Annotated in this window: 20 protein-coding genes and 4 tRNA genes; 13 read left to right on the top strand and 11 right to left on the bottom strand. The window is 60.1% G+C overall.

Features of this window, described 5'->3' with window-relative positions:
* Positions 1 to 1,245, top strand: a 1,245-nt coding sequence (locus tag IH881_12465) for an acetate--CoA ligase family protein (protein MCH7868499.1), incomplete at its 5' end; no start/stop codon positions are given.
* The gene (locus IH881_12460) at positions 1,242 to 2,402 is read left to right on the top strand and encodes an acyl-CoA/acyl-ACP dehydrogenase (protein MCH7868498.1); all 1,161 of its coding nucleotides are present in this window, start codon (positions 1,242 to 1,244) and stop codon (positions 2,400 to 2,402) included. The genes IH881_12465 and IH881_12460, both read left to right, overlap by 4 nt.
* A gap of 69 nt (positions 2,403 to 2,471) precedes the next feature.
* Here IH881_12460 and IH881_12455 read toward each other — a convergent pair whose 3' ends face one another.
* Genes IH881_12455 through IH881_12430 form a run of 6 tightly spaced genes read right to left on the bottom strand, consistent with a single transcriptional unit; the run spans position 2,472 to position 7,560 of the window.
* Complete coding sequence (locus tag IH881_12455; protein ID MCH7868497.1) at positions 2,472 to 3,746, bottom strand: tetratricopeptide repeat protein; 1,275 nt, start codon at positions 3,744 to 3,746, stop codon at positions 2,472 to 2,474.
* Positions 3,747 to 3,750: 4 nt separating this feature from the next.
* A complete protein-coding gene (locus IH881_12450) occupies positions 3,751 to 4,356 on the bottom strand; it encodes an energy transducer TonB (GenBank protein MCH7868496.1) in 606 nt (201 codons plus the stop codon).
* Positions 4,357 to 4,360: 4 nt separating this feature from the next.
* Complete coding sequence (locus IH881_12445; protein MCH7868495.1) at positions 4,361 to 4,771, bottom strand: biopolymer transporter ExbD; 411 nt, start codon at positions 4,769 to 4,771, stop codon at positions 4,361 to 4,363.
* Positions 4,772 to 4,830: 59 nt separating this feature from the next.
* Positions 4,831 to 5,358: a MotA/TolQ/ExbB proton channel family protein gene (locus tag IH881_12440; GenBank protein ID MCH7868494.1), complete on the bottom strand. Its 528-nt coding sequence runs from the start codon at positions 5,356 to 5,358 to the stop codon at positions 4,831 to 4,833.
* Positions 5,351 to 6,748 carry a MotA/TolQ/ExbB proton channel family protein gene (locus IH881_12435; GenBank protein MCH7868493.1) on the bottom strand — a complete coding sequence of 466 codons (1,398 nt, stop codon included), beginning with the start codon at positions 6,746 to 6,748 and terminating at the stop codon, positions 5,351 to 5,353. Before IH881_12435 ends, IH881_12440 begins: the two co-directional genes overlap by 8 nt.
* Complete coding sequence (locus IH881_12430; protein MCH7868492.1) at positions 6,748 to 7,560, bottom strand: DUF3450 domain-containing protein; 813 nt, start codon at positions 7,558 to 7,560, stop codon at positions 6,748 to 6,750. The genes IH881_12435 and IH881_12430 overlap by 1 nt, the downstream gene beginning before the upstream one ends.
* A gap of 839 nt (positions 7,561 to 8,399) precedes the next feature.
* Between IH881_12430 and IH881_12425 the strand changes: the two genes are divergently transcribed.
* Complete coding sequence (locus tag IH881_12425; protein ID MCH7868491.1) at positions 8,400 to 8,642, top strand: hypothetical protein; 243 nt, start codon at positions 8,400 to 8,402, stop codon at positions 8,640 to 8,642.
* A 6-nt stretch (positions 8,643 to 8,648) separates the two neighbouring features.
* Here IH881_12425 and IH881_12420 read toward each other — a convergent pair whose 3' ends face one another.
* Positions 8,649 to 9,419: a methyltransferase domain-containing protein gene (locus IH881_12420; GenBank protein MCH7868490.1), complete on the bottom strand. Its 771-nt coding sequence runs from the start codon at positions 9,417 to 9,419 to the stop codon at positions 8,649 to 8,651.
* A gap of 89 nt (positions 9,420 to 9,508) precedes the next feature.
* Here IH881_12420 and IH881_12415 point away from each other — a divergent pair, with 89 nt between their 5' ends.
* From IH881_12415 to IH881_12395, 5 genes are all read left to right on the top strand, one after another.
* The gene (locus tag IH881_12415) at positions 9,509 to 10,282 is read left to right on the top strand and encodes a methyltransferase domain-containing protein (GenBank protein ID MCH7868489.1); all 774 of its coding nucleotides are present in this window, start codon (positions 9,509 to 9,511) and stop codon (positions 10,280 to 10,282) included.
* 138 nt (positions 10,283 to 10,420) lie between these two features.
* A tRNA-Ser gene (locus IH881_12410) sits at positions 10,421 to 10,510 on the top strand.
* A 122-nt stretch (positions 10,511 to 10,632) separates the two neighbouring features.
* Positions 10,633 to 10,722 (top strand) — tRNA-Ser (locus IH881_12405).
* A gap of 95 nt (positions 10,723 to 10,817) precedes the next feature.
* Positions 10,818 to 10,905: transfer RNA gene (locus tag IH881_12400), tRNA-Ser, on the top strand.
* Between the two features lie 90 nt (positions 10,906 to 10,995).
* Positions 10,996 to 11,072 (top strand) — tRNA-Arg (locus tag IH881_12395).
* Between the two features lie 159 nt (positions 11,073 to 11,231).
* Here IH881_12395 and IH881_12390 read toward each other — a convergent pair.
* Complete coding sequence (locus IH881_12390; GenBank protein MCH7868488.1) at positions 11,232 to 11,774, bottom strand: hypothetical protein; 543 nt, start codon at positions 11,772 to 11,774, stop codon at positions 11,232 to 11,234.
* A 1,111-nt stretch (positions 11,775 to 12,885) separates the two neighbouring features.
* Between IH881_12390 and IH881_12385 the strand changes: the two genes are divergently transcribed.
* From IH881_12385 to rpmB, 5 genes are all read left to right on the top strand, one after another.
* Positions 12,886 to 13,977, top strand: a complete 1,092-nt coding sequence (locus IH881_12385) for a HAMP domain-containing histidine kinase (protein ID MCH7868487.1) — start codon at positions 12,886 to 12,888, stop codon at positions 13,975 to 13,977.
* Positions 13,978 to 14,093: 116 nt separating this feature from the next.
* Complete coding sequence (locus IH881_12380) at positions 14,094 to 15,239, top strand: HAMP domain-containing histidine kinase (GenBank protein MCH7868486.1); 1,146 nt, start codon at positions 14,094 to 14,096, stop codon at positions 15,237 to 15,239.
* The gene (locus IH881_12375; protein MCH7868485.1) at positions 15,236 to 16,684 is read left to right on the top strand and encodes a sigma-54-dependent Fis family transcriptional regulator; all 1,449 of its coding nucleotides are present in this window, start codon (positions 15,236 to 15,238) and stop codon (positions 16,682 to 16,684) included. The genes IH881_12380 and IH881_12375 overlap by 4 nt, the downstream gene beginning before the upstream one ends.
* Positions 16,681 to 17,415, top strand: a complete 735-nt coding sequence (locus IH881_12370; GenBank protein ID MCH7868484.1) for a PspA/IM30 family protein — start codon at positions 16,681 to 16,683, stop codon at positions 17,413 to 17,415. The genes IH881_12375 and IH881_12370 overlap by 4 nt, the downstream gene beginning before the upstream one ends.
* Positions 17,416 to 17,681: 266 nt before the next feature.
* Positions 17,682 to 17,966 (top strand): 50S ribosomal protein L28, encoded by a 285-nt coding sequence (gene rpmB / locus IH881_12365; GenBank protein MCH7868483.1) that lies wholly within the window; start codon positions 17,682 to 17,684, stop codon positions 17,964 to 17,966.
* 57 nt (positions 17,967 to 18,023) lie between these two features.
* On the opposite strand, the gene IH881_12360 is transcribed toward rpmB, so the two are convergent.
* The 3 genes from IH881_12360 to IH881_12350 form a co-directional block, all read right to left on the bottom strand.
* Positions 18,024 to 18,275, bottom strand: a complete 252-nt coding sequence (locus IH881_12360) for a type B 50S ribosomal protein L31 (GenBank protein MCH7868482.1) — start codon at positions 18,273 to 18,275, stop codon at positions 18,024 to 18,026.
* Between the two features lie 69 nt (positions 18,276 to 18,344).
* Positions 18,345 to 18,650 (bottom strand): 30S ribosomal protein S14, encoded by a 306-nt coding sequence (rpsN, locus tag IH881_12355; GenBank protein MCH7868481.1) that lies wholly within the window; start codon positions 18,648 to 18,650, stop codon positions 18,345 to 18,347.
* Positions 18,651 to 18,707: 57 nt separating this feature from the next.
* Positions 18,708 to 20,012 (bottom strand): diguanylate cyclase, encoded by a 1,305-nt coding sequence (locus tag IH881_12350; protein ID MCH7868480.1) that lies wholly within the window; start codon positions 20,010 to 20,012, stop codon positions 18,708 to 18,710.
* Between the last annotated feature and the right edge of the window lie 36 nt (positions 20,013 to 20,048).

Raw genomic sequence — 20,048 nt, 5'->3', positions numbered from 1 at the left:
GCGATCCTCGACTCGGGGGGCCAGCGGGCGCACATGGTCGATCTGGCTGAAACAGAAGGCGTCGAATTCGCCGCGATCAACGAAGCGACCGAGGCCCGGCTGGCGGCCGTCCTCGATCCGGGTCTCGACCCGATCAACCCGCTCGACGCCTGGGGGACCGGGAACGGGTCCAACGAGATTTTCACCGAGAGCGTGCTCGCGCTGGACGCCGACCCCGCGACCGGCCTGACGTTGTTTGCAGTCGACCTGTGGCCAATGGACGACGAAGAGCCGTCGAATATCGAGATCGCGGAAGCGGTGCAGGGGCGCCTACAAAATCCGCTGGCCTTTCTGGTACACGCGAGTTCGTCAGCGAGTGCGGTCCAGTCGAGTCGACTGCGCGAGATCGGAATCCCGGTACTGATGGGAACCGAGACGGGGCTGCGCGCCGTTCGCCACGTCGTCGAATACGCAGAGTTCCAACGCACTCGAGCGCAGCGGCTAGCTCGAACGAGCGAGGAGCGGGTGAAGCCGCCAAAGCATCTCGATGCCCTGCGTCGGCAGCTCGAGGGCACGACAGACGCCCTCGACGAACACGCGAGCAAAGAGCTGCTGAGCGCCTACGGGCTGACGACGACGCGAGAGCACGCCGTGACGACCCTCGATGATGCTCTGCGTGCCGCAGCGGAGATCGGCTATCCAATCGCACTGAAGACGGCTGCGGGTGACCTGCACAAGACGGAGCGGCGCGGTGTGCATCTAGGGGTGGCGGATCCGGACGAGCTCGAGGCCGTGTATCGGGACTTCGAAGCACGGCTTGGACCCCGAGTGCTCGTCCAGGAGATGATTCCCGACGGCTGCGAACTGCTCCTCGGCCTGGTGTTCGACGCGCAATTCGGGCCGATGCTCACCATTGCAACCGGCGGTATCTTCGTCGAGGTGCTCAAGGACTTCCGGATGCTGCCGCTGCCGGTCACATCCGCCGAGGTCAGTGAAGCGCTCGCTAGTCTGCGCGGGGCGCCCCTTCTGAACGGCGTGCGCGGTCGCCCCCCCGCAGACATCAAGGCGATCGTTCAGGCGGCGCTTTCGCTTGCGGCGCTCGCTAGTGATCTGGGAGATTGCATCCGTGAGATCGATGTCAATCCACTCGTTGCACTGCCAGATCGAGCGGTGGTAGTCGATGCGCTGGTCGTACCCAAGGCCAACCAGGGCGACGAATCGGACTCAGAAAATTGGCCTGAAAAAGAGAAGGAGCTGATGCCATGAACTTCGAGTTGTCCGACGAGCTGAAGCTGCTACAAGAAACCGCCCGACGCTTCACCAACGAGGAACTCATCCCGCGCGAGCTCGAAGTGGACGAGCACTCACGCATCTCCGACGACGCACGCGCAACCATTCGCGAGCGCGCCTGTCGGGACGGCCTGTGGCCGATGAACATCCCGGAGAAACTGGGCGGACTCGGTTCCTCCGTACTCGCGCAGGTGATCGTGCAGGAGCAGGCCGGGCGCGCAACCAATCACCTCTGGGGCTACGTAGGCGGCCCCTACAACGCCCTTTTGTATTGCAACGAGGCGCAGCGAAAAAAGTACCTCGAGCCGGCTCTGGCAGGGTTGTGGACCGCATCGTACGCGGTCACCGAGCCCGGCGCCGGATCGGACACCAGCAACCTCCAGACGCGCGCGGTCAAGCAGGGAGACCAGTACGTCATCAACGGCGAGAAGTGGTTCGTGACCGGAGGCGAGAAGGGGATCGCCGTCATCGTTCACACAGTTACTGCACCTGGCGAGGAGACGCTCTTTCTCGTCGACCACGGCACGCCGGGGATGCGGATCACGCGACAACCCCGTTTCATGAACCGCACCGAGGACGAGCATGTCGAAATGGTCTTCGAAGACTGCGCGGTGTCGAAAGAGCAAATGCTCGGCGGACTCGGCGAAGCCGACTCGATCAGCAAGGCGTGGTTTCGCGAAGAGCGCCTGCACATTGCCGCACGCTGCGTCGGAGCCGGCCAGCGCCTGATGGAGGAAATGAAGGCGTGGTGTGGGGAACGCGAGACCTTCGGCAAGAAGCTCTACGAGCACCAGGGGATCGGTTGGATGTTGGCCGACTCGGCGACCGAACTCTACGCAGCCAGGCTCATGACGTACAAGACCGCTTGGGAGGAGGACGCCGGCGTGTGCAACGTGAAGGAGCTGCATACGAAGGCGTCGATGGCCAAGCTCTACGCATCAGAAATGGCGCATCGCGTGGCGGACCGCGCCGTGCAGGCCTTCGGCGGTCGCGGCTACTGCTGCGACTACGCCGTTGAGCGTCTGTTTCGGGACACACGCGTAGACCGTATCTGGGAGGGAACTTCCGAAATCATGCGGTCCATCATCCTGAACGGCGTGATGAAGCGAGATATCGACGCGCTGCTGCGCTGACGGTGTCAGCTCAATGGGTGCCGGCAGCTCAAGTGAGGCCGGCAGCTCAACAAATGAGGCCGATGGATGTCAGCCTTCCTCGCGGATTTGGCGGGCGATGTGGTCCAGCCACGCCTTTGCGTCTTTCCGGCTCGATTCATGCTTTTGCGCCAGCAGAAAAGCCGAGCGCGCACTCTCGGTGTGGTCATCGCTGTAGTGCGAGATCCCGAGGAGCAACTGCGCCCTGCCCTCATCTTCGAGGCCGCCCTTCTTGAGTGCCTTCTCAATGAGCGCCGTCGCCTCCGTCCAGTCCTCGCGCTGTACACGGACCTGCCCGAGGCGCAGGTAGAGGCTTCCGTCATCCGCCATGTCTGCCGCCCGCTGGAGCGGACCGAGGGATCTTTCGTACTCCCGGGCCGCGATCCACGAGTTCCCGAGAAGCTCGAGCACATCGCGGTCCATCTCGATCTGGTTTTCTTCGAGGCCGCGCTCGAGCACCTGAGCCGCCGAGTAGGGCAGCTGATGGTATAGGAGAGTGCGCGCCAGTCGGCGCAGCTCGTCATTTTTGGTGAGCAGATTCTGCGTGTACGCAAGTTGCTGGATGCGCAGGGCGCCTCCGTAATCTCCTTCGGCGCCGTAGATGAGTGCGAGTTGTATCCAGTACTGCTTCTTTGGATAGTTGGTCAGCAGCGACTCGAGGATGGGAATGCTGCTGCTGTAGTCCTCCGTCTGAAGGTAAAGTGCGGCGACCAACTGCAGAAAGCGCTCTTGCGGTTTCTTACCTGAAAGTTCCAGGGCCTTCAGCGCGGGAACCAGCGCCTTGTCGAACTGGTCGCGCCGGTAGTGCGAGATGGAGAGCAGGAAATGGCCGTTTCCGTTCAGCTTTGATTTGTCTACGTATTTGAACCATTCGTGCAGGGATTTCTCGACCTTCTCCCAATTTTGGTTCCCCGCGTGGATCTGCGTGATGGTGAAGCGAATGATGGCCTCGTCAGGGACGGGCACGATTTCTTGCTCGAGCACCTTTTCGAAGAACCCAACGGCCCTCCCTTGTTGCTCCAGCCCCATATGGGCGTATGCCAGGAACTTGTACGTGGACGCCAGCTCATTCGCGTTCAAGCGTTTGAACTTCATTTTTTCGAGCTTGATGCGGGCGTCGTCGTACTGCCCATCCTCGATGAACTCGGTTACGGGGTTGAGACGCTCCTGGGTGAGCTTGCGTATCTTGTACCGCTCGCGCTTCTCAGCACGTTCCTCGCCTATGGCTTCGAGGTCGAGCTCATCCTCGGCGATCGATGGAGTGGCGATCAAAAGCAATGCCAGAATCGAAGCGCAGGAAATCAGAGATAGGGTCCACCGCTTCATCTTGTCACCTCGGTAGCTGGAACTTGATTCGCTGCCGGACACCGGGTCGCTCTACTGCGACTCCCTGCTCGACTTTGGCATTGTACTTCCACTTACTCACAGCCTGAACTGCAGACTTGTTGAAGATCGATCCAGGATGGGAGGCGGTAACTCTGATGTCCTTGACCGTGCCTGCCTTCGTGATCGTGTACATGAGTTCGACCCAGCCCTCGATGCCGCGCTGCTTCGCGCTCATCGGGTACTGGGGTTTGATGCGCACCAGCGGTACCACATCGCGGTCGGAGCCCCCGGTACCCAGGTCGGCAATCGCCAGATCGAGTGTGCCTTCGATCATGGGAACGATCATGCCCGCCGTATCGTCGGGGTTCAGGTTCTCGGTGACGCTGATCTGCGGCGGCGGCGGCGGCGCTTCGGGCTTCTTCCGGTCCGGGATCTCGCGCTTCTTTGTCTCGGCCGAGGTATCGCGCTTTAACCGGACAAAGTCTATCGAGAGTGCTGGCTTTGCTTCGATCGCCTCCCAAGCGACTCCAACTAGCGCCTGCATAGCCCAGAAGAGCGAAAAAGTGATGGCCGCTGCCACCATCGTCACTGAAAGAAGTCGAATTGCCATGCACCTACTCAACCACTTCGGCGGCGATCGACACGCTCTTCACGCCTGCCTGGCGTGCCGCGTCCATCACCAGGACGAGCAACCCGTTCTTGCTCTCGGTGTCAGCCTGGATCACAACGGCGCCATTCGGGTTTTCCGCGTGCATGCGCTCGATGTTCGCCCGCAACGCCCGCGGGTCGACCTGGCGTCGGTCGATCCAGATTTGGTTGTCCGCTGAAATCGCTACGAGGATGTTGCCCTTTTCCTTGCGCTCGGCCGTCACCGCGTTCGGCTTGTTGACCTCGATCCCGGACTCCTTCACGAAGGAAGCCGTCACGATGAAGAAGATCAGCATGATGAACACGACGTCGAGCATCGGCGTGAGATCCACCTCGTTTTCATTATCGTCGTCGAATTGGTTCATGTTCATCCGCATCTATCGAGTCTCTCCTTCGGGCCTTCGCTGTACGAACTTTATCGAGCTCTGTGTAGTGCTCAAACGTGCGTGGTGATCAGTCGATCCGACATCAGCCGGCCTTCTTTTTTCGCGCGACGCTCGAGCTGAACGCTGAAAACCAGCCCGGAGAGCGCCGCCATCATTCCCGCCATTGTCGGCAGTGTCGCCTTTGAAATGCCTCCGGCCATACCGCGCACATTTCCGCTGCCGGAACTCGCCATTACGTCGAACACCTCGATCATGCCGGTGACGGTTCCCAGCAGCCCCAGCATCGGGCACAGCGCTACCAGCGACACAATAATCTGAAGCCCGCGCTGGAGTTCGATATCCACGTCCGTGAGGAGCAGTAGCCGAATCTTGTGGGCGCCCCAGCTCTTATGGTCCTCGCGCGCGTCCCATTCTAGCTGAACCTGATCTGCGGACCCGGGGTGAACCCAGAAGAAGAACCAGTAGCGCTCTAGGATCAATATCCACATCCAGAAGGTCACCACTCCGATGACAAGGAGCACGTCGCCCCCGGTCTCAACGAAGTCGCGGACCGCCGCATATGCCTCGATCTCAGACATTGGGCTCTTCGATCCGCATCGCTACCAGGCCGGCGCTCTGACCCATCAGAACCGCGAGGATCCGCTTGCGGCTGGTCGAGATGAACGCGTAGAGCAGCACGAGCGGCGCGGCCGTGATGAGTCCCAACATGGTCGTGACCAGTGCTTCCGAGATGCCTCCCGCCATCATCTTCGGGTCGCCGGCTCCAAACATTGTGATCGCTTGAAAGGTCTTGATCATTCCGGTCACGGTACCGAGCAGGCCCATGAGCGGCGCGACCACGGAGACCACGCGCACGATCCACATGTTGTGGTCCAGTTGGTCCGCCTCTTCGATCACCTGCTGGTCGAGCCGCAACTCGAGGGCCTCGGGGTCGAGCGTCGGGTTTTGCGCGTAGACCTGGAGCACGCGACCCAATGGGTTGTCCGGGTTCGCGTCGTTGCGGAGGCGTTGGGCCTTCACCTTGCGGTTCGTCTGGGACAGCGTCACCAATTTCGAGATTCCTACCACCCCCGCGAAGATGCCGATCACAATGATTGCGTAACCGACATAGCCGCCCTGTTGGACTCGCTCCGTCGGGCTCGGGGAATCGAGCAGAGCGTTGAGCAGCGAGCCGCGCGACGGATCGACCGCGAGGAGAGTGAAGCCTTCACCCGTGTTGTCCTGGTACGGACCTACGGTCTGGAGGTAGCGCGTCGGGGGCTGGCGGCTCAGTTCGCGGACCTTCTGGATATCCGGGTCCCAGACCAGGTACTTGTCATCCGAAATGACCGAGAACACACCCGCGCGGACTACCTCGCGCGGGTGCTCGTCGCCGTCCATCGTGAGCACGTTGGTCGTGTAGCTTACGATCTTCCCCTGCTCGGTCATCTCGCGCTGAAGCTCGAACCAGAGCTTCTCGAGATCGTCCGTCTTCGGGAGTTCCTTGCCTCGGCCGAGTCTCTCGAGCAGTTTCTCGCGGTCCGGGAGCTGCGAACTCGTCACTGATTCCCAGACGTGGGCCTGCATGTCGCCCGCGACCTGGCGGACCACGCCGAACAGCTCGCCCATGGTTCCGAGTCGTTGTTCGAGGTTGTCCTCGAGCTTCGCGAGATTCTCTTCGTTGATCGCGAACGTCGTCTCCAGTCGCTCGGCGCGAGCCTCTTCGGTCGCGACCCGGCCCTCGATCTCCCGGAGCAGTTCTTCCTGCAGATCCTTCGCCTGCACGAAGATTGTCTCGCGCTTCTGGGTGGCTTCACGCTCGAGGCGGAAGCCCGTCTTTACCATGTCCAGCAGTTCGTCGAGCGAACTCGCTTCGACCTTGATCCCGTTGGTCGGCTCCTGGGCCCCTGCCGCAGTAACAAAGAAGGTGAGTGTCAACAGTGCCACCAGGGCACCTCTTCCGATCAGCATCTGACATTGCAACCGCATCAGCTATCTCCCTTTTCCGGCGCCGGTAGCGGGAGCCCGATTAGATCTGGGGCGACTTGCTTGCGCGCGATGCGCAAGCCCTGTCGAATCGCTGTACGGAAGCTCCCCTCTAGCGGCTCCCAGCGCCGCATTTTCTGATTCCAAACCCCTGCTTTGGACTCGTCGAGCGTTTGATAGACAAGTGCGATGCGTCCGACGCGCAGGAAGTTGACGGTCACCTCCTTGTCACCGCTGGCGTGTGTCGAGCGGTAGGCTTCGATTGTGCGGCCGTATTCGTTCTCGATCTGATAGGCCTCCATGATGCGGCGATACTTCTCGGCTTCGGTTACGTCTGCGCGAATCATCAGCTTGCGGAGATCGAGGATCCGGTCTGAGCGCTCTTCCTCGAGGAACGGTATGTCGAGCGCTACGAAGACATCCAGCGCCTCGATCATTCTCAGCATCAGCGGCGTCACGTCCCGACTCACGAGTTCAATCCGATCAACCTGATCCACGAGCGACAAACGCTCGACTTCCTGCGCTTCGATCAGCGCATCCAGCTGACGGTTGTAAATGGTCAACGACTCGTGTTGTCGCACCGCAGACTGATACTGAGTGAGAAGCGCGTCAGTTTTGTCGCTGAGAACCTCGATGCGTACCTGCGATTCGGCCAGCTCGGTGTTCGCCGTGCCGCGGATCTCTACGGCGTTGTCAAACGCTTCGCGTTGGGACCCTACCGCTAATTCCAGCATTGCCTCGGCGTATGCCGAAAAGGGGAGCAATAGAACTCCCAAGGCCAACAGCCCCGCGAGAGGGCGCTTCGATCTCCTCATGAAATTCTCCCCGAACCTTTCAATTGTTGTCGCGACGGGCCAGTGTTACTTCTAGCCACATCGAGTTTCCCAGCAGCGCGAATGCACCTCGCGTGCGTTCGATATTCGATAGTTTCGGACTCTTCCCGCCCGATTTACCTTAGGGCGGACAGATGTACGAACTGAACCGGGGTGGGAGCGCGAGGCTCTCGCCAATCGCGCATGTGATCATGCCCGGTGCCTTGTGATCCCCCCGGACCAACAACGACGGATCGAGCACTGGTAGGATCGAGCACGGTACCGGTGCGGCCACAGTAGCCACCCCGCCGTTTATTGTCGATCCCGTTGTAGCCGGTCACCGTCAATCAATCGCTCCTTGCCTGCCTTTGGTGGACCGCAGTGTCTCGCTGTTCAGACTAATCAACAAGAGTTATTTTGCGAGATCGTAACTATTTGATTCAGTTCGTCGGAGACGGTGTCATATTTAGGATCCTCAACAAATTAACGGAAGAACGGAATTGTGTAGCAATTTTGTATCCGTTTTGATGCATATTTCCGCCGGCATCCTCGTGCATCTATCCCACGAGTCCGGATGCTCCGGACAGGCGATCCGGACGTGAGTGCCATCAATTATACGGGCTCTCAGGGCATCGCCCCCGGGGACAAAGCAGATGAACCTCAGCCCCCGATCTTTCGAGGCGTCGGTTGGCCGGATTCGCAATATTCATTCCCGCCCGATTACACCCGTGAGGACGATCCATGGATGCCGCTGACTACCCGTCCCAATCATTCTGACACCCAACCGTTTCCCGATCTGCTCGAGCCGCGTGCGGGCTTGGCTCGGATGACCAGGTGGATTGATGAAGCGCCTTTTTAGTGTCGTCGCAACGATACTGCTCGTTTCCCTGGCGGTCTGGCTCGCCCACGGAATCCTCTCGTTGTACGACTGGGGGGGGCGCATCGAGGTCATCATGATGATTTTCGGCGACCGGGTGTTTGTCACCCTCAACGTGGGTCGCCCACGCTTCCTGTCGCTCCTGTTGACTCCCGGCTTGTTCGTTGCAGCCGCGCTCTCGCTGCGCGCGTGGCGTCCCAGCGCGTAGAGGCGGTTACAGCTTGCGCCCGACGATCGACAGATCGACCTGCTGGAACATGAGAACGGAGTCCTCTTCGCTCGGAGTTAGCCCGGTCTTCGGGCCGCCAGCCAGTTCGGCTCGCACGGCGCGGATGATCTCCTCACGGCGATTCTTCTCCGTGAGAGAAAAGTCCATCCACTCGACGAGTTCCTCCGGAAGAGCCCGAGTTCGTGTAGACACGACCTCCAACCCGAAGAGCCGAAAGTAGGTCTGGAATTCATCGGCCTCGAGACATCGCGTGTGGGACGGGTCACAGAGCCACTCGTGGTAATGGTACTCAGCGGCGGTCGATGAGTCGGGAACGACGATGTCGACAATGATGACGTGGCCCCCCGTCTTGCAGACCCGGACCATCTCCGAGATCACGGGCTTCGGATCCGCAAAGTGGTGAAACGCGTAGCGCGATGAGACGATGTCGAAGGTCTCGTCCTCGAAGGGGAGTTCCTGTACCACTCCCTGCTGAAATATTATATTGTCTATCCCAGCCTGTTCGATGAACTTCTTCCCCTGCTCCAGCATTGCGTCTGTCGCGTCGAGCCCGATCACCTTTTCGACGTGGGGCGCCAATGCCCGGGCGAACTCACCGGTTCCCGTCGCAATGTCGAGAACCTGCGCGTCGAGGGATACGGGGAGATCCTTGAGCATCCAGGCGAGTCCTTCTGCATCTGCGTACGTTTGTCCGTCGAGGGAGAAACCCTGGGACTGATCTGTGAATGCTTTCTGGTTTTTTTCCAAGGTGTCCATTGCGCTACCCGCCTCTTCATTTACTGGAGCGTCGTCCAGACGTTTCTGCCACAATAGCGAACCCAGACGAGATGGAGTTCGTACGAATCATGGAACACCAAATTGAGTACCACGACTCGACGGTCGCAATGTTGGAGTGGATCTGGGGCGAGGGTTTCATGGCTCCCGGCGGCGAGGGCAATGTTGCGAAGATGGTCGAGGGCCTCAATCTCGAGGGCCGGCGCGTGCTCGACCTGGGTTGTGGGATCGGCGGGCCGGCCTGCATCGTGGCGGGGAAGTACAGAGCCCATGTGGTGGCCACGGATCTCGAAGCTCCGTTGATCGAGCGGGCGCGCAGTCGTGCAGCAAAGCTGGGCATCAGCGATCGAACCGACTTTCAGGTCGTGAAAGCTGGAGCACTGACATTCGACGACAACTCCTTCGACCTCGTCATGAGTTCCGGCGGCGTGACCCAGATCGCCGACAAGATCGGCATCTTCCGAGAGATTCTTCGCGTGCTGAAACCCGGCGGAACCTTCAGCTGCTACGACTGGATGAAGAGCGAGGGAGAGTACAGCGAGGAGATGAAGTACTGGTTCGAGATGGAGGGTCTCACCTACGCGATGGAGACCGTTCGCGGCCAGGACGCGACCCTGCGCGAAGCGGGCTTCGCCGAAGTCAGTGTGTTGGACCGCTCCGATTGGTACCGGGTTCAAGTAAGGAAGGAGTACGAGCGGCTGCGGACCAGCGACTTCGCACACCTCGTGGAACTCATCGGCCAGCAAGAGGCGGATCACGCTTTGGAAAACTGGCGGGCAACGGTGGTGGTGTGTGAGAACGGGGAAATGCTCCAGGTCTACAGCCGAGCCCGCGCTTCTACCTGAGCAGGGATGACGGGAGTCGCCGCGAGAGCGGGATTTTCGCTCCGTTCTTCACCGGGACGCTTGCTGGCGACGGGTTCAATCCGGGTTGCTGAATAAGCCCGGCCCGAGATACGGTCTAGCCACTCAAGATTTCTGCGCGGAGAGGTGGCAGAGCGGTTGAATGCACCGGTCTTGAAAACCGGCAGGGATTCACGTCCCTCGAGGGTTCGAATCCCTCCCTCTCCGCCACTCGACAGTGAGCCCGAGCGCCCGACGGTGCTGCGCGAAGTACGGGCGGACAGCCAAATTCCCGATAAATTCGGCGGACTTCGACATCCCGGACGGGCTCGGTACGTTATCGTCTCGCGCGCGGAGAGGTGGCTGAGCGGCTGAAAGCGCGCCCCTGCTAAGGGTGTATAGGTGGAAGCCTATCGAGGGTTCGAATCCCTCCCTCTCCGCCAGAGCTCCAGAAGTAGAGACTGCAGTAATTATAAAAAGAGAAGTAGGTAGAGATAGAAACAGGAAGTAGCGGGATCAGTCGAGGCAATCAACAAACGGAGAGATGGCCGAGCGGCTTAAGGCGCACGCTTGGAAAGCGTGTGTACTGCAAGGTACCGTGGGTTCGAATCCCACTCTCTCCGCCACGATCCCGCCAGACATTCAATTCGGCGTCAAATCGGCGCAAACGTGGGCTAGACTGCGGCGCCGCTAAATTGGGATCCAGAAAAATTTACGCGCCCGTAGCTCAGATGGATAGAGCATCGGCTTGCGGAGCCGAGGGTCGCACGTTCGAGTCGTGCCGGGCGCGCCAGTAAGTTTCCGCTGTGCGATCAGAGCAGTTCGTTTAATCAAGACGTCAATTCAAGAATGGCCGTCGGATTCGATCCGATGGCCATTTCTCATTTTGATCATGCTGTTGTGAAGGTGTTGTAAAGGTGTTGTGACGCGATCGTGGATGACGCTCTCGGCGTTACGGATTGTCATCGCCCAGGATCAACTCGTCCACTCGATTGCCGTTCAGCGTCTGGTGTATGACGAGGGCTTCCGCGACGCGCTCTACGGTCTCCCAATGGGTCTCGAGCAGCCGCAGGGCTTCATTCCAGTACTCTTCGTAAAAGTGATCACTCGGACGTTCCAAGCCGATGCTGCTGGCGAGCTTGGACAACCCTTCGCGGGCCGCGTGGTCGGCGTCGCGGTAATCGAACTCTTCAGATTCTCCGACTGCCCGCAGGCATTCGTAGACCGCGGCCAAGCCCGAATAGGCGAGTACGCCGTGCCCGTCTACGATTCCTTCGACCGCGATGGGTCTGCGATCTTCTCCGCGCCGATGGGTGGGGGGTCTACACGAAAGAGGGACGGGTAGCCGCGAGTAGGTTTCGAAACCCGAGGTGTCGTCCGGATTTTTCGAAATCGCGATGTTTTTGATCACTCTCGCGCCGAACAACGTGATGCATACGACGGCCTGTCCCGCCTGGTAGTGCGCGCGCCTCTGCTCGGCATTGATCTGGCTCATCTAGGTCTACTCTGCTCCTTCGGCAATGCGCCATGCTACTTCGCATAATCTGGGTCCTTGGCAAGCTGCGACACCACAGCCCCTGCTTTGGACCAATTCCACATCGAACTCGTGTACTGATGTGCAACATCGCGTTTATGTTCCCGAATTAATGCTCTTCAGAAATCAGAACGGCATGTTGAACGTAAACCGAGAACGGCTGCGGGCATGATAGCAACGAGACAAAAAAGGTCCCGTAGTGATTCACTTTATCATTTCGGCAGCGCCGCGAGATAGTGATTGACCTTCGAAGCGAGCCGAGCGTATTCTGAGGATGCGGGTCTGCTGTCCGACCCGTTGCTGGATTTGGCGCTTTTGATCGTTGGCCCAGGTGGCCGTAGTCATTGAGACAACCGAGTTTTGGTCTGACACGTTATCGTGTAGATCTCGGGACGGGTTGGAGCAATGGCATATCCTGGGAAGGGAGTTCGGTCGATCGTCTTCGATTGCCGGACTTTGGGCCACTCGGGCTGGCGAGCACTGCGTCAGCGGCAAGGGTTCTACCCCCAGCCTCTCCCCGAGGCTGCGACCAGAACTCGCGCGCATCCAGACAAAGGACAGTTGAGGCGCCCGGGCGCTGAGGTGATGTTGCCCGGGCGCCCCTCCTTTTTTCGGAATTGAGCAGGGCTCAATTCCTGCGCTCAGGGCTGTGGTCTCCGTGCGCCGCTGGGCTGCTGTGCGGTAATTCCTGCGCTCAGGGCTGTGGTCTCCGTGCGCCGCTGGGCTGCTGTGCGGAACAATTCCTGCGCTCAGGCTGCTGGGCGCAATTCCTTTGATTGAGGCTGTTGGGGTGTGGTCTCCGTGCGCCGCTGGGGTGGTGTGCGGTGAGATCCCCCTTGCGCGCGGGGGTTTTGGGTGCAGGTTGGGGGCTGCAGGTGTCGGGTGGGGGCTGCGGGGGAGCGGGGGGAGTGGGGTGGTAAGGGGTTGATTTTGCGAGGGTTTGGGTTTCGGCATGGGGATTGCTTTTGGTAGGGGCATGATGACCGGCTGGAATCAGATGCACCGTTTGGATGTCGGTGGCGTTTCGCAAATGTGGAGGGCGGATGCGGCGTTGTCGATGGAGGGTCGGGGGATGAAGCAGCGAAGGCATCGGCGCTGGGGAGGCGGTGAAGAGTCACACCGAGATCGCGACTTCAGACCTTCGCGTCGGCCCGGTTGGAAGGGGATGCTCAAGCGAAAGAAGCGCAATCTGACGCCTGAGGAGCGCCGCTATCGGGCGGCGCGCCGCCGGGCAAATCGGAAGATCGGTTGGCTCATCCACCTCGTTGCCTACGGCTCGGTCCTCACGCTGATTCTCGTGAGTTCCCGCAGCGTGCGTGCGACCGTGATCGTCGCCCTGGCCTGGGGGATCGGCCTGTCGATTCACTACGTGGCGGCCATTCTGGCGCCCATGCTTCGCGGCCGCTGGATTGCCGAAGAAATGGATCGTCACGCCGAACGGGGAGCCGACCGTCTGCACGCAGCAGAGAACGCCAACGCCCGCTCCCTCGAAGATCTATCGGCATCCATCGCTCACGAGATCCGCAACCCGGTGACCGCCGCCAAGAGTCTCGTTCAGCAGATGGGAGAGGATCCTGGCTCGAGTGAGAATGTTCAATTTGCCCGGATCGCTCTGGAAGAACTCGACCGGGTCGAACGCTCGATCTCGCATCTGCTCAAATACGCTCGCGACGAAGAGTTTCGTTTCGAGCGGATGTCGCTTCCTGAAATCATCCAATCTGTGGTCGCGTCGGTACAAGATCGGATCGATGCGATCGGTATTGGCGTCGACGTGGAGGTGTCAGCGCCTTGCACGATGCGCGGAGATATCGAAAAACTTCGCCGGGTGCTGGTGAACCTGGTCGGCAACGCGATCGATGCGCTCGAAGATGCGGCGACTCCGACACCGTGTATTGTCATCATGGCTGGAGAGAACCTAGCAGCCACCGAAGTCTGGTTCCGGATCCGGGACAATGGCCCGGGGATGAGTGACGAGGTGCGAAAGAGAATCTTCGACCCGTTCTACAGCACCAAGGCGGACGGGACCGGCCTGGGTCTCGCACTCTCGAAGAAGGTGGTGGAATCCCATGGCGGCAGCATGCAGGTCCATGCGGCCCCGGACTCGGGAACGGAGTTTCTTCTGACCTTCCCAAAGACGCACGAAGCCCGGGAGCCACAAGTATGAACGACTGCATGAATCATTCCGTGAACGATTTCATGAAGAACGCACCGCGACATGACCTTGCAATTCTCGATACTCTTGAGGCCGCAGGGTGCAGCTCCCTGCAGGAGGACGCGCAGATGTCGAGTCACTCGAAATCGAGGTGGAGCGATCTTCGCAAAAAAACGCGTTCACAAAAACGCCACCGCAAGCATCGTCACGGGCGAAACTACGAAGACGAATATGAATTCGAAAACGACGACTCGCGATATGCACTCGACGACGACGCCCCAAAGCTTCTGAGCCGCGAGGAACACCTGTACCGCGACGCGCGAATGTTTGCGGAGGATCGCGCCGAGTTGTTTCTCCGCGCGGGCAAGCGGGCCGTGATCGTTTTGCTCCTGCTGGTAGTGATCCCCCCGCTCGGCTTCGTGGCTGCAATCTTCTGGGCCGCAAAGTATGGCCGCCGGCTGTTCGCGATGACCATTGAGCCGCGTCTGCGTGAGCGACTCGTCGAAGATCAGGTAAGTAGACACATCCACGCCAACCTCAGCCAGGAACGCCGGAAACTGGCAGACGAACATTCGCATTCCCTCGAAGTCCTCTCGGCTTCCATCGCCCACGAGATTCGCAATCCAATAACGGCAGCCAAGAGTCTTCTGCAACAAATGCGAGAAGATCCCGAGGCCGTAGACAATGAAGAGTACGCCCAGGTGGCGTTGGCCGAACTCGAGCGGGTGGAGCGCTCGATCTCGCACCTGCTGCGCTTTGGCCGAGATGAAGAGGTCCGCAAGAACCGGATCCTCATGCGTGACGTTCTCGATTCGGCACTCGAAACGTTCCGCGAGCGCGGTGAACGAGAGCAAGTAGAAATCAGGCGTGTGTTCGACTGCGAGGGTGCCATGCGGGGTGACGCCGAAAAGTTGCGCCGGGTGATGATCAACCTGGTGGGCAACGCCTTTGATGCGCTAGCAGATGCCCAAGTCGATGAACCCGTGATCGAAGTCTCGATGGGGGAGAACCTCGCTGGCAGTGAAGTGTGGGTCAAGATCCGCGACAACGGGTTCGGGATCGATGCCGAGACCCGGGACCAGATCTTCGCACCGTTCTACACCTCCAAGAGCGGGGGTACGGGGCTGGGTCTCGCGATCACCAAGAAGCTCGTCGACGCACACCAGGGCAGTATCGAGGTCGCTGGCCAACCGGGTGAGGGCGCCGAGTTCGTGCTGGTCTTTCCCAAACAGATGGACGGCGGCAACGGCGATCCGTTGGGAGGGCGCGCGTGAAACCCCGAATCCTGGTCGTCGAAGACGAACACGCCATTCGCGTCGCCCTCAATGGGTTGCTGAACCGCGAGGGCTATGAGGTCGAGTTGGCAGAAAATGGCGAAGTTGCCATGGCGGCCCTCGAAGCCAAACCATTCGATCTGGTTCTGACCGATCTGGCGCTGGGGCGCGGAGCCAGTGGGATGGATGTTCTCGAATTTGCCAAGGGTCTGCGCGCTGAAACTGCCGTGGTCATGATCACGGCGCACGGTTCCGAAAAGATCGCTGTCGATGCAATGAAGGCCGGGGCCGAGGACTATATCCCCAAACCGTTCGACAACGACGAAATCCGCGTGGTGGTGCGCCGGGCCCTCGATCGCTATCGCCTCGAGCGCGAACACCGACTGCTGCTCGAACGCGTTCAACGCGAATTCGGTTTCGAAAACCTCATCGGCACCAGTTCCGGCATGCGGCGTGTCTATGAGACGATCCAGAAGGTGGCCGAGACGGATCTCACTGTCTTGATTCGAGGCGAAAGCGGAACGGGCAAGGAACTCGTCGCCCAGGCGATCCACAACACGAGCGGGCGGCGCAATCGCCCCTTTGTGGCGGTCAACTGTGCCGCGATCAATCGGGAACTCATCGAGAGTGAACTCTTCGGTCACGAAAAAGGTGCATTCACTGGTGCGGACAAGCAACGCGAGGGGCGCTTCGAGTTGGCCGACGGTGGCACCATTTTTCTCGACGAGATTGGGGACATGGCAGCGGAGACCCAAGCCAAAGTGTTGCGCGTTCTCCAGGAACGAAGCTTCGAACGTGTCGGGGGTAGCCAGAACGTCGAGGTCGACGTTCGGGTGGTCGCAGCGACCCATCGCAATCTCGAAGAAGAAGTAAAAGAAGGTCGCTTCCGAGAAGATCTCTACTACCGGCTCAAAGTGGTGCAGGTCGAACTTCCGCCGCTGCGAGAGCGCAGCGAAGATCTCCCCTCTCTATGCGATCGCTTTCTGCGCCAGGTCGCCGAGCGTCTGGATCGCGACAAGAAGACCCTTTCTCCTCTGGCGATGTCTCGGCTGCTCGAACACTCCTGGCCCGGCAATGTCCGCGAACTGCGCAATGTTCTGGAACAGGCCTCGGTGCTCTCGAGTGGTGAAGAAATTGATGAGGCCGACCTGCAGCTCGGAGCGAGTCCCGTTCGCAGAGACGCGAGCGCAGGGATGAGCAGCTTGAAAGACGACGCCACCTTTGCGGAAGCCAAGAAGCAAATGATCGACGATTTCGAGCGCGAGTTTCTGGCGAGTGCCCTCAGCAAGAACGACGGCAACGTGTCCCAGACCGCCCGAGATATCGGGATGGTGCGGCAGAGCCTCCAACAGAAAATCCGAGATCTCGATCTGCGCTCGGAACAGCAAGCCGCAAAACGAACTCCCGCGCCCGAGAGTCGATCAACGAAAGGAGACAACCAATGAGTGGAACGAAACCCTCGAGCATGTTCAGTCGACTGCGAAGTCTGATCCAGGGCTGGTTTGCGGTATGGGTTCGCGACCGCGAATTCGAGAGCCCCGAAGCAATCTACGAACAGGCCATTCGCGGGCGCCTGAAGCAGTACCGCGAACTCAAGGATGCCGTTGCGGGCATCCTCTACATGCGAAGCAAGCTCAACTCCGAGATCAGCGAGCGCCGGGCCGAAATTGCGCGGTTGCACGACGAAACCCGCCGCTCGCTCACCCGCGGTGACGAGGACGCGTGTCTGACCCTGATCGCGCGCAAACAGGTCCTGTTCGAAGACCTCGAGCGCGCTGAAAAGGAACTCGGCGTCGTGCGCACCCAGGCTGACGAATCCAAAGCCAATCTGGTTCGTTTCCGCGAAGAGATTCGCTCGCTGGTGAGAGAGAAGGGCCGCATGCTCGCGACCCTCGCCAACGCGAAGGCCCGCCGCCGGCTGCAGTCCGCCATGGAGGGACTCTCGGTCGAGGCCGAAATGGAAGCTCTCGAAGGCGTGCGAGAACAGATCGAGCGAATGGACGCCGAGAGCGAGCTGGATTACGAAATGGGTGGCAGTGACCTGCGCGACCAGCTGCGCGGCTTTCGCGACCAGGCCCGGCGCGATGCGGCCCGCAGCGAACTCGACCAGCTCAAGAGCGAGATGGCATCGCGGATCCTGCCGGTCCGGAAAGAGGCCATTCTGGTATCCCACTAGCGGCGGTGGTTGTTCTGCTGGGCACCCGGTGGTGACGGTCACCGGGCGCCCTCGCCCTGCCTCTCGGACCTGCTCGAGACGGGCGGTTGACCAGATCCCGGCCAGTCGCTATCCATTGCCCTCGCTATTGGGCTCTCCAGCAATTCTGTTTTGATATCGGGGAGTTCCAATCGGGGAGTTCAAGGGCCGCGGTCGCGGCCGTTCGACCGATACCGTCCCCGCCCAGGTCACTCAGCCCTGGTCGTTTAGGACCGCAAGGGAATTCCATCATGGGTCAGTGCGCGCTTACCGGAAAGAAAGTTCAGTTCGGGAACAATGTCTCCCACTCCAAGCGCAGGACTCGGCGCACCTTCCATCCCAACATTCAGAAGGTCAAGTTCACTTCGGAGCTGCTCGGCTGCGATATCTCGCTGAACGTATCGGTGCGGGCTCTGCGCACGGTGCAGAAGAAGGGTGGACTCGATTCGTATTTGATCAAGACGGCGGAAAAAGATCTCGCCGACGAGGGTCAGCGACTGAAGCGTCGCGTGATGAAGCGGCTGCGGAACTAGCGCGGGATCGACGAGCTAACGCTCAAACCTGACGCAGGAATGCTCCTGCGCCCCCAATCAGCTCTTCTTCTTGCCGCCGTACCGCCTGCGGAAGCGATCGATCTTTCCGTCCGCGTCCAGCTCGCGCATGGTGCCAGTCCAGAAGGGATGGCTAACCGAAGAAATTTCGAGCTTGACCACGGGAATCTGTTCGCCGTCGACTTCTCGCGTTTCTTTGGAGGTCATGGTGGAGCGGCTCGTCCACTCGTTACCCGTGGCAGAGTCCACAAAGATGACGGTGTGATAGTCGGGATGAATTTCGGACTTCATTGTTCTCTTCCTGGCCGAGGGGGTCGGCAAAAGTGATGGGTGCTACCGCCGCCGATCTATTCCGGCGGTCTACCAGCTGGACTTGCGAACGCCGGGGAGTTGGCCGCGCAGGGCAAGTTCGCGGAGCGCGATGCGAGAAATGCCGAACTTTCGGTAGAAGGACTTCGAGCGCCCCGTAACCTCACAGCGACGATTGAGCCTGGTCGGGCAAGAATTGCGCGGGAGCTTTGCAAATTGATCCTGAACCTCGAGCTTCTCTTCGACGGAAACGTTGGGGTCCTTCAATTTGGCGCGAAGCTCAGCGCGTCTCGCGGCATACTTCTTGATCAACTTCTTGCGCTTGTTGTCCCGGAAAATCTGAGATGTCTTGGCCATCTGGCACTCCGCTGTTCCGAATCAGGTTTCTGTCTCAGACCTCTGATGCGGGATTATCTAATATCCAATAGAGGACATCCGAAGCTGTTCGGAGTCTCTTGTCAGTTCCGGGAGTCTCGGCTGGCGAGCCCTCGGAGAAGCCGCGGGACCATAGGCGTCCACTCGAACCCCCGCAAGAGATTGACAAAATCCAGCTGCAGACTCCTCAATGGACTGCGAGGGGGCGGCTTTCAAACGCGATCGTCTGCATGCACGACTACCTGGTCTCGCCCCGATTCCTTGGCCTCGTAAAGGGCCTGGTCTGCGCGTTCGAGCCAAGCAGCCGCTGATTCTTGCATGTGGAGGACCGATACCCCGAGGGAAGCCGAGATGCGCAGATTCTCCTCGCCAATATCGAACACGAGGTCTCGCAGGCGCAGGAGGCAGCGCTCGCTGAGCGTCGAGGTGATCTCCTGCCCGGCCCTCCTGCAGGACCACCACGAACTCCTCGCCCCCGTAGCGGGCGACAAAATCTTCCGTTCTCGAGAAGCAATTTGCCAGGCAGTTCGCCACCTCGCGCAGGACCGTGTCTCCAGCCGGATGGCCGTGGGTGTCGTTTACCCATTTGAAGTGATCGATGTCGATCATGAAAAGCGTCGACTCGCGCCCGAACAGATTGCGCAGGTCGACGATTCGCTCGAGATGCTCGTCCAACGAGGCCCGATTGTAGAGCCCCGTCAAACCGTCGCAGGCCGCCTGTTCGCGCACGACGGTGAGTTCGCTTCGCAGCGTCTCGAGTCTGGTGCCGAGGTTCTCGACCAGGGCCTGCTGGTGCGCTCCACGGTCCTGCATGCACTGGCGCAGCATGCTGACCGTTTCGAGGGCTTCCCGCTTCAGCTGTTCCGTCGAGTTTCCCCGGGCGGCGCTCTCCAGTCGCCGCAGCCTGTGGGCAACCTGTTCGTCGGTCTGCTGTTCGAAGACCAGGGCTTGACGCATGCCCGCGATGAAAGTCCAGATCGCCTCGAGCATGTTGCTCAATCTTCGACCGATGAAGCTGTGTTCTTCCTGCCGGGTATCGGCCATGAAGCGCCGCAGACCCTGCAGGTCTCTGGGAGCGTCGGCCCCGGGTTCCCAATCGTCGGCTTCGGCCGGATAGTCTGGAGGCTCTACCCCGACCAGAAGATGGCGCGCCCAGGCCTCGCAGCGTTCCTGCACCTGTACGGCGCTCTTGGTTTCGAGGTCGAAGGCCCCTTTGCCGAAGCTGCGCAGAAACTCCGCCAAGGCGTCGAGACTCGCCTCCGCCGAGACTGGCGAAGAGCCATCTGAACTCATGCGCAGCTGGGGTCGGGTCGCGGGTTTGGGTGTTTCACGCTTCCAGAACATGCGAATCCATCGGATGGTCGCGCCGGCTCGGAGAGG

Source organism: Myxococcales bacterium (assembly GCA_022563535.1).
Lineage (GTDB): Bacteria > Myxococcota_A > UBA9160 > UBA9160 > UBA4427 > DUBZ01.
The sequence above is the reverse complement of the archived record's forward strand: the minus strand, read 5'-3'. Positions and strand labels throughout refer to the sequence as shown.

Bases quoted from the DNA above. Each gene is read 5' to 3' on its own strand.
- IH881_12460 (MCH7868498.1), top strand. From the start codon at position 1,242: ATGAACTTCGAGTTGTCCGACGAGCTGAAGCTGCTACAAGAAACCGCC.
- IH881_12455 (MCH7868497.1), bottom strand. From the start codon at position 3,746: ATGAAGCGGTGGACCCTATCTCTGATTTCCTGCGCTTCGATTCTGGCA.
- IH881_12450 (MCH7868496.1), bottom strand. From the start codon at position 4,356: ATGGCAATTCGACTTCTTTCAGTGACGATGGTGGCAGCGGCCATCACT.
- IH881_12445 (MCH7868495.1), bottom strand. From the start codon at position 4,771: ATGCGGATGAACATGAACCAATTCGACGACGATAATGAAAACGAGGTG.
- IH881_12440 (MCH7868494.1), bottom strand. From the start codon at position 5,358: ATGTCTGAGATCGAGGCATATGCGGCGGTCCGCGACTTCGTTGAGACC.
- IH881_12435 (MCH7868493.1), bottom strand. From the start codon at position 6,748: ATGCGGTTGCAATGTCAGATGCTGATCGGAAGAGGTGCCCTGGTGGCA.
- IH881_12430 (MCH7868492.1), bottom strand. From the start codon at position 7,560: ATGAGGAGATCGAAGCGCCCTCTCGCGGGGCTGTTGGCCTTGGGAGTT.
- IH881_12425 (MCH7868491.1), top strand. From the start codon at position 8,400: ATGAAGCGCCTTTTTAGTGTCGTCGCAACGATACTGCTCGTTTCCCTG.
- IH881_12420 (MCH7868490.1), bottom strand. From the start codon at position 9,419: ATGGACACCTTGGAAAAAAACCAGAAAGCATTCACAGATCAGTCCCAG.
- IH881_12415 (MCH7868489.1), top strand. From the start codon at position 9,509: ATGGAACACCAAATTGAGTACCACGACTCGACGGTCGCAATGTTGGAG.
- IH881_12390 (MCH7868488.1), bottom strand. From the start codon at position 11,774: ATGAGCCAGATCAATGCCGAGCAGAGGCGCGCGCACTACCAGGCGGGA.
- IH881_12385 (MCH7868487.1), top strand. From the start codon at position 12,886: ATGAAGCAGCGAAGGCATCGGCGCTGGGGAGGCGGTGAAGAGTCACAC.
- IH881_12380 (MCH7868486.1), top strand. From the start codon at position 14,094: ATGTCGAGTCACTCGAAATCGAGGTGGAGCGATCTTCGCAAAAAAACG.
- IH881_12370 (MCH7868484.1), top strand. From the start codon at position 16,681: ATGAGTGGAACGAAACCCTCGAGCATGTTCAGTCGACTGCGAAGTCTG.
- IH881_12360 (MCH7868482.1), bottom strand. From the start codon at position 18,275: ATGAAGTCCGAAATTCATCCCGACTATCACACCGTCATCTTTGTGGAC.
- rpsN (MCH7868481.1), bottom strand. From the start codon at position 18,650: ATGGCCAAGACATCTCAGATTTTCCGGGACAACAAGCGCAAGAAGTTG.
- IH881_12350 (MCH7868480.1), bottom strand. From the start codon at position 20,012: ATGTTCTGGAAGCGTGAAACACCCAAACCCGCGACCCGACCCCAGCTG.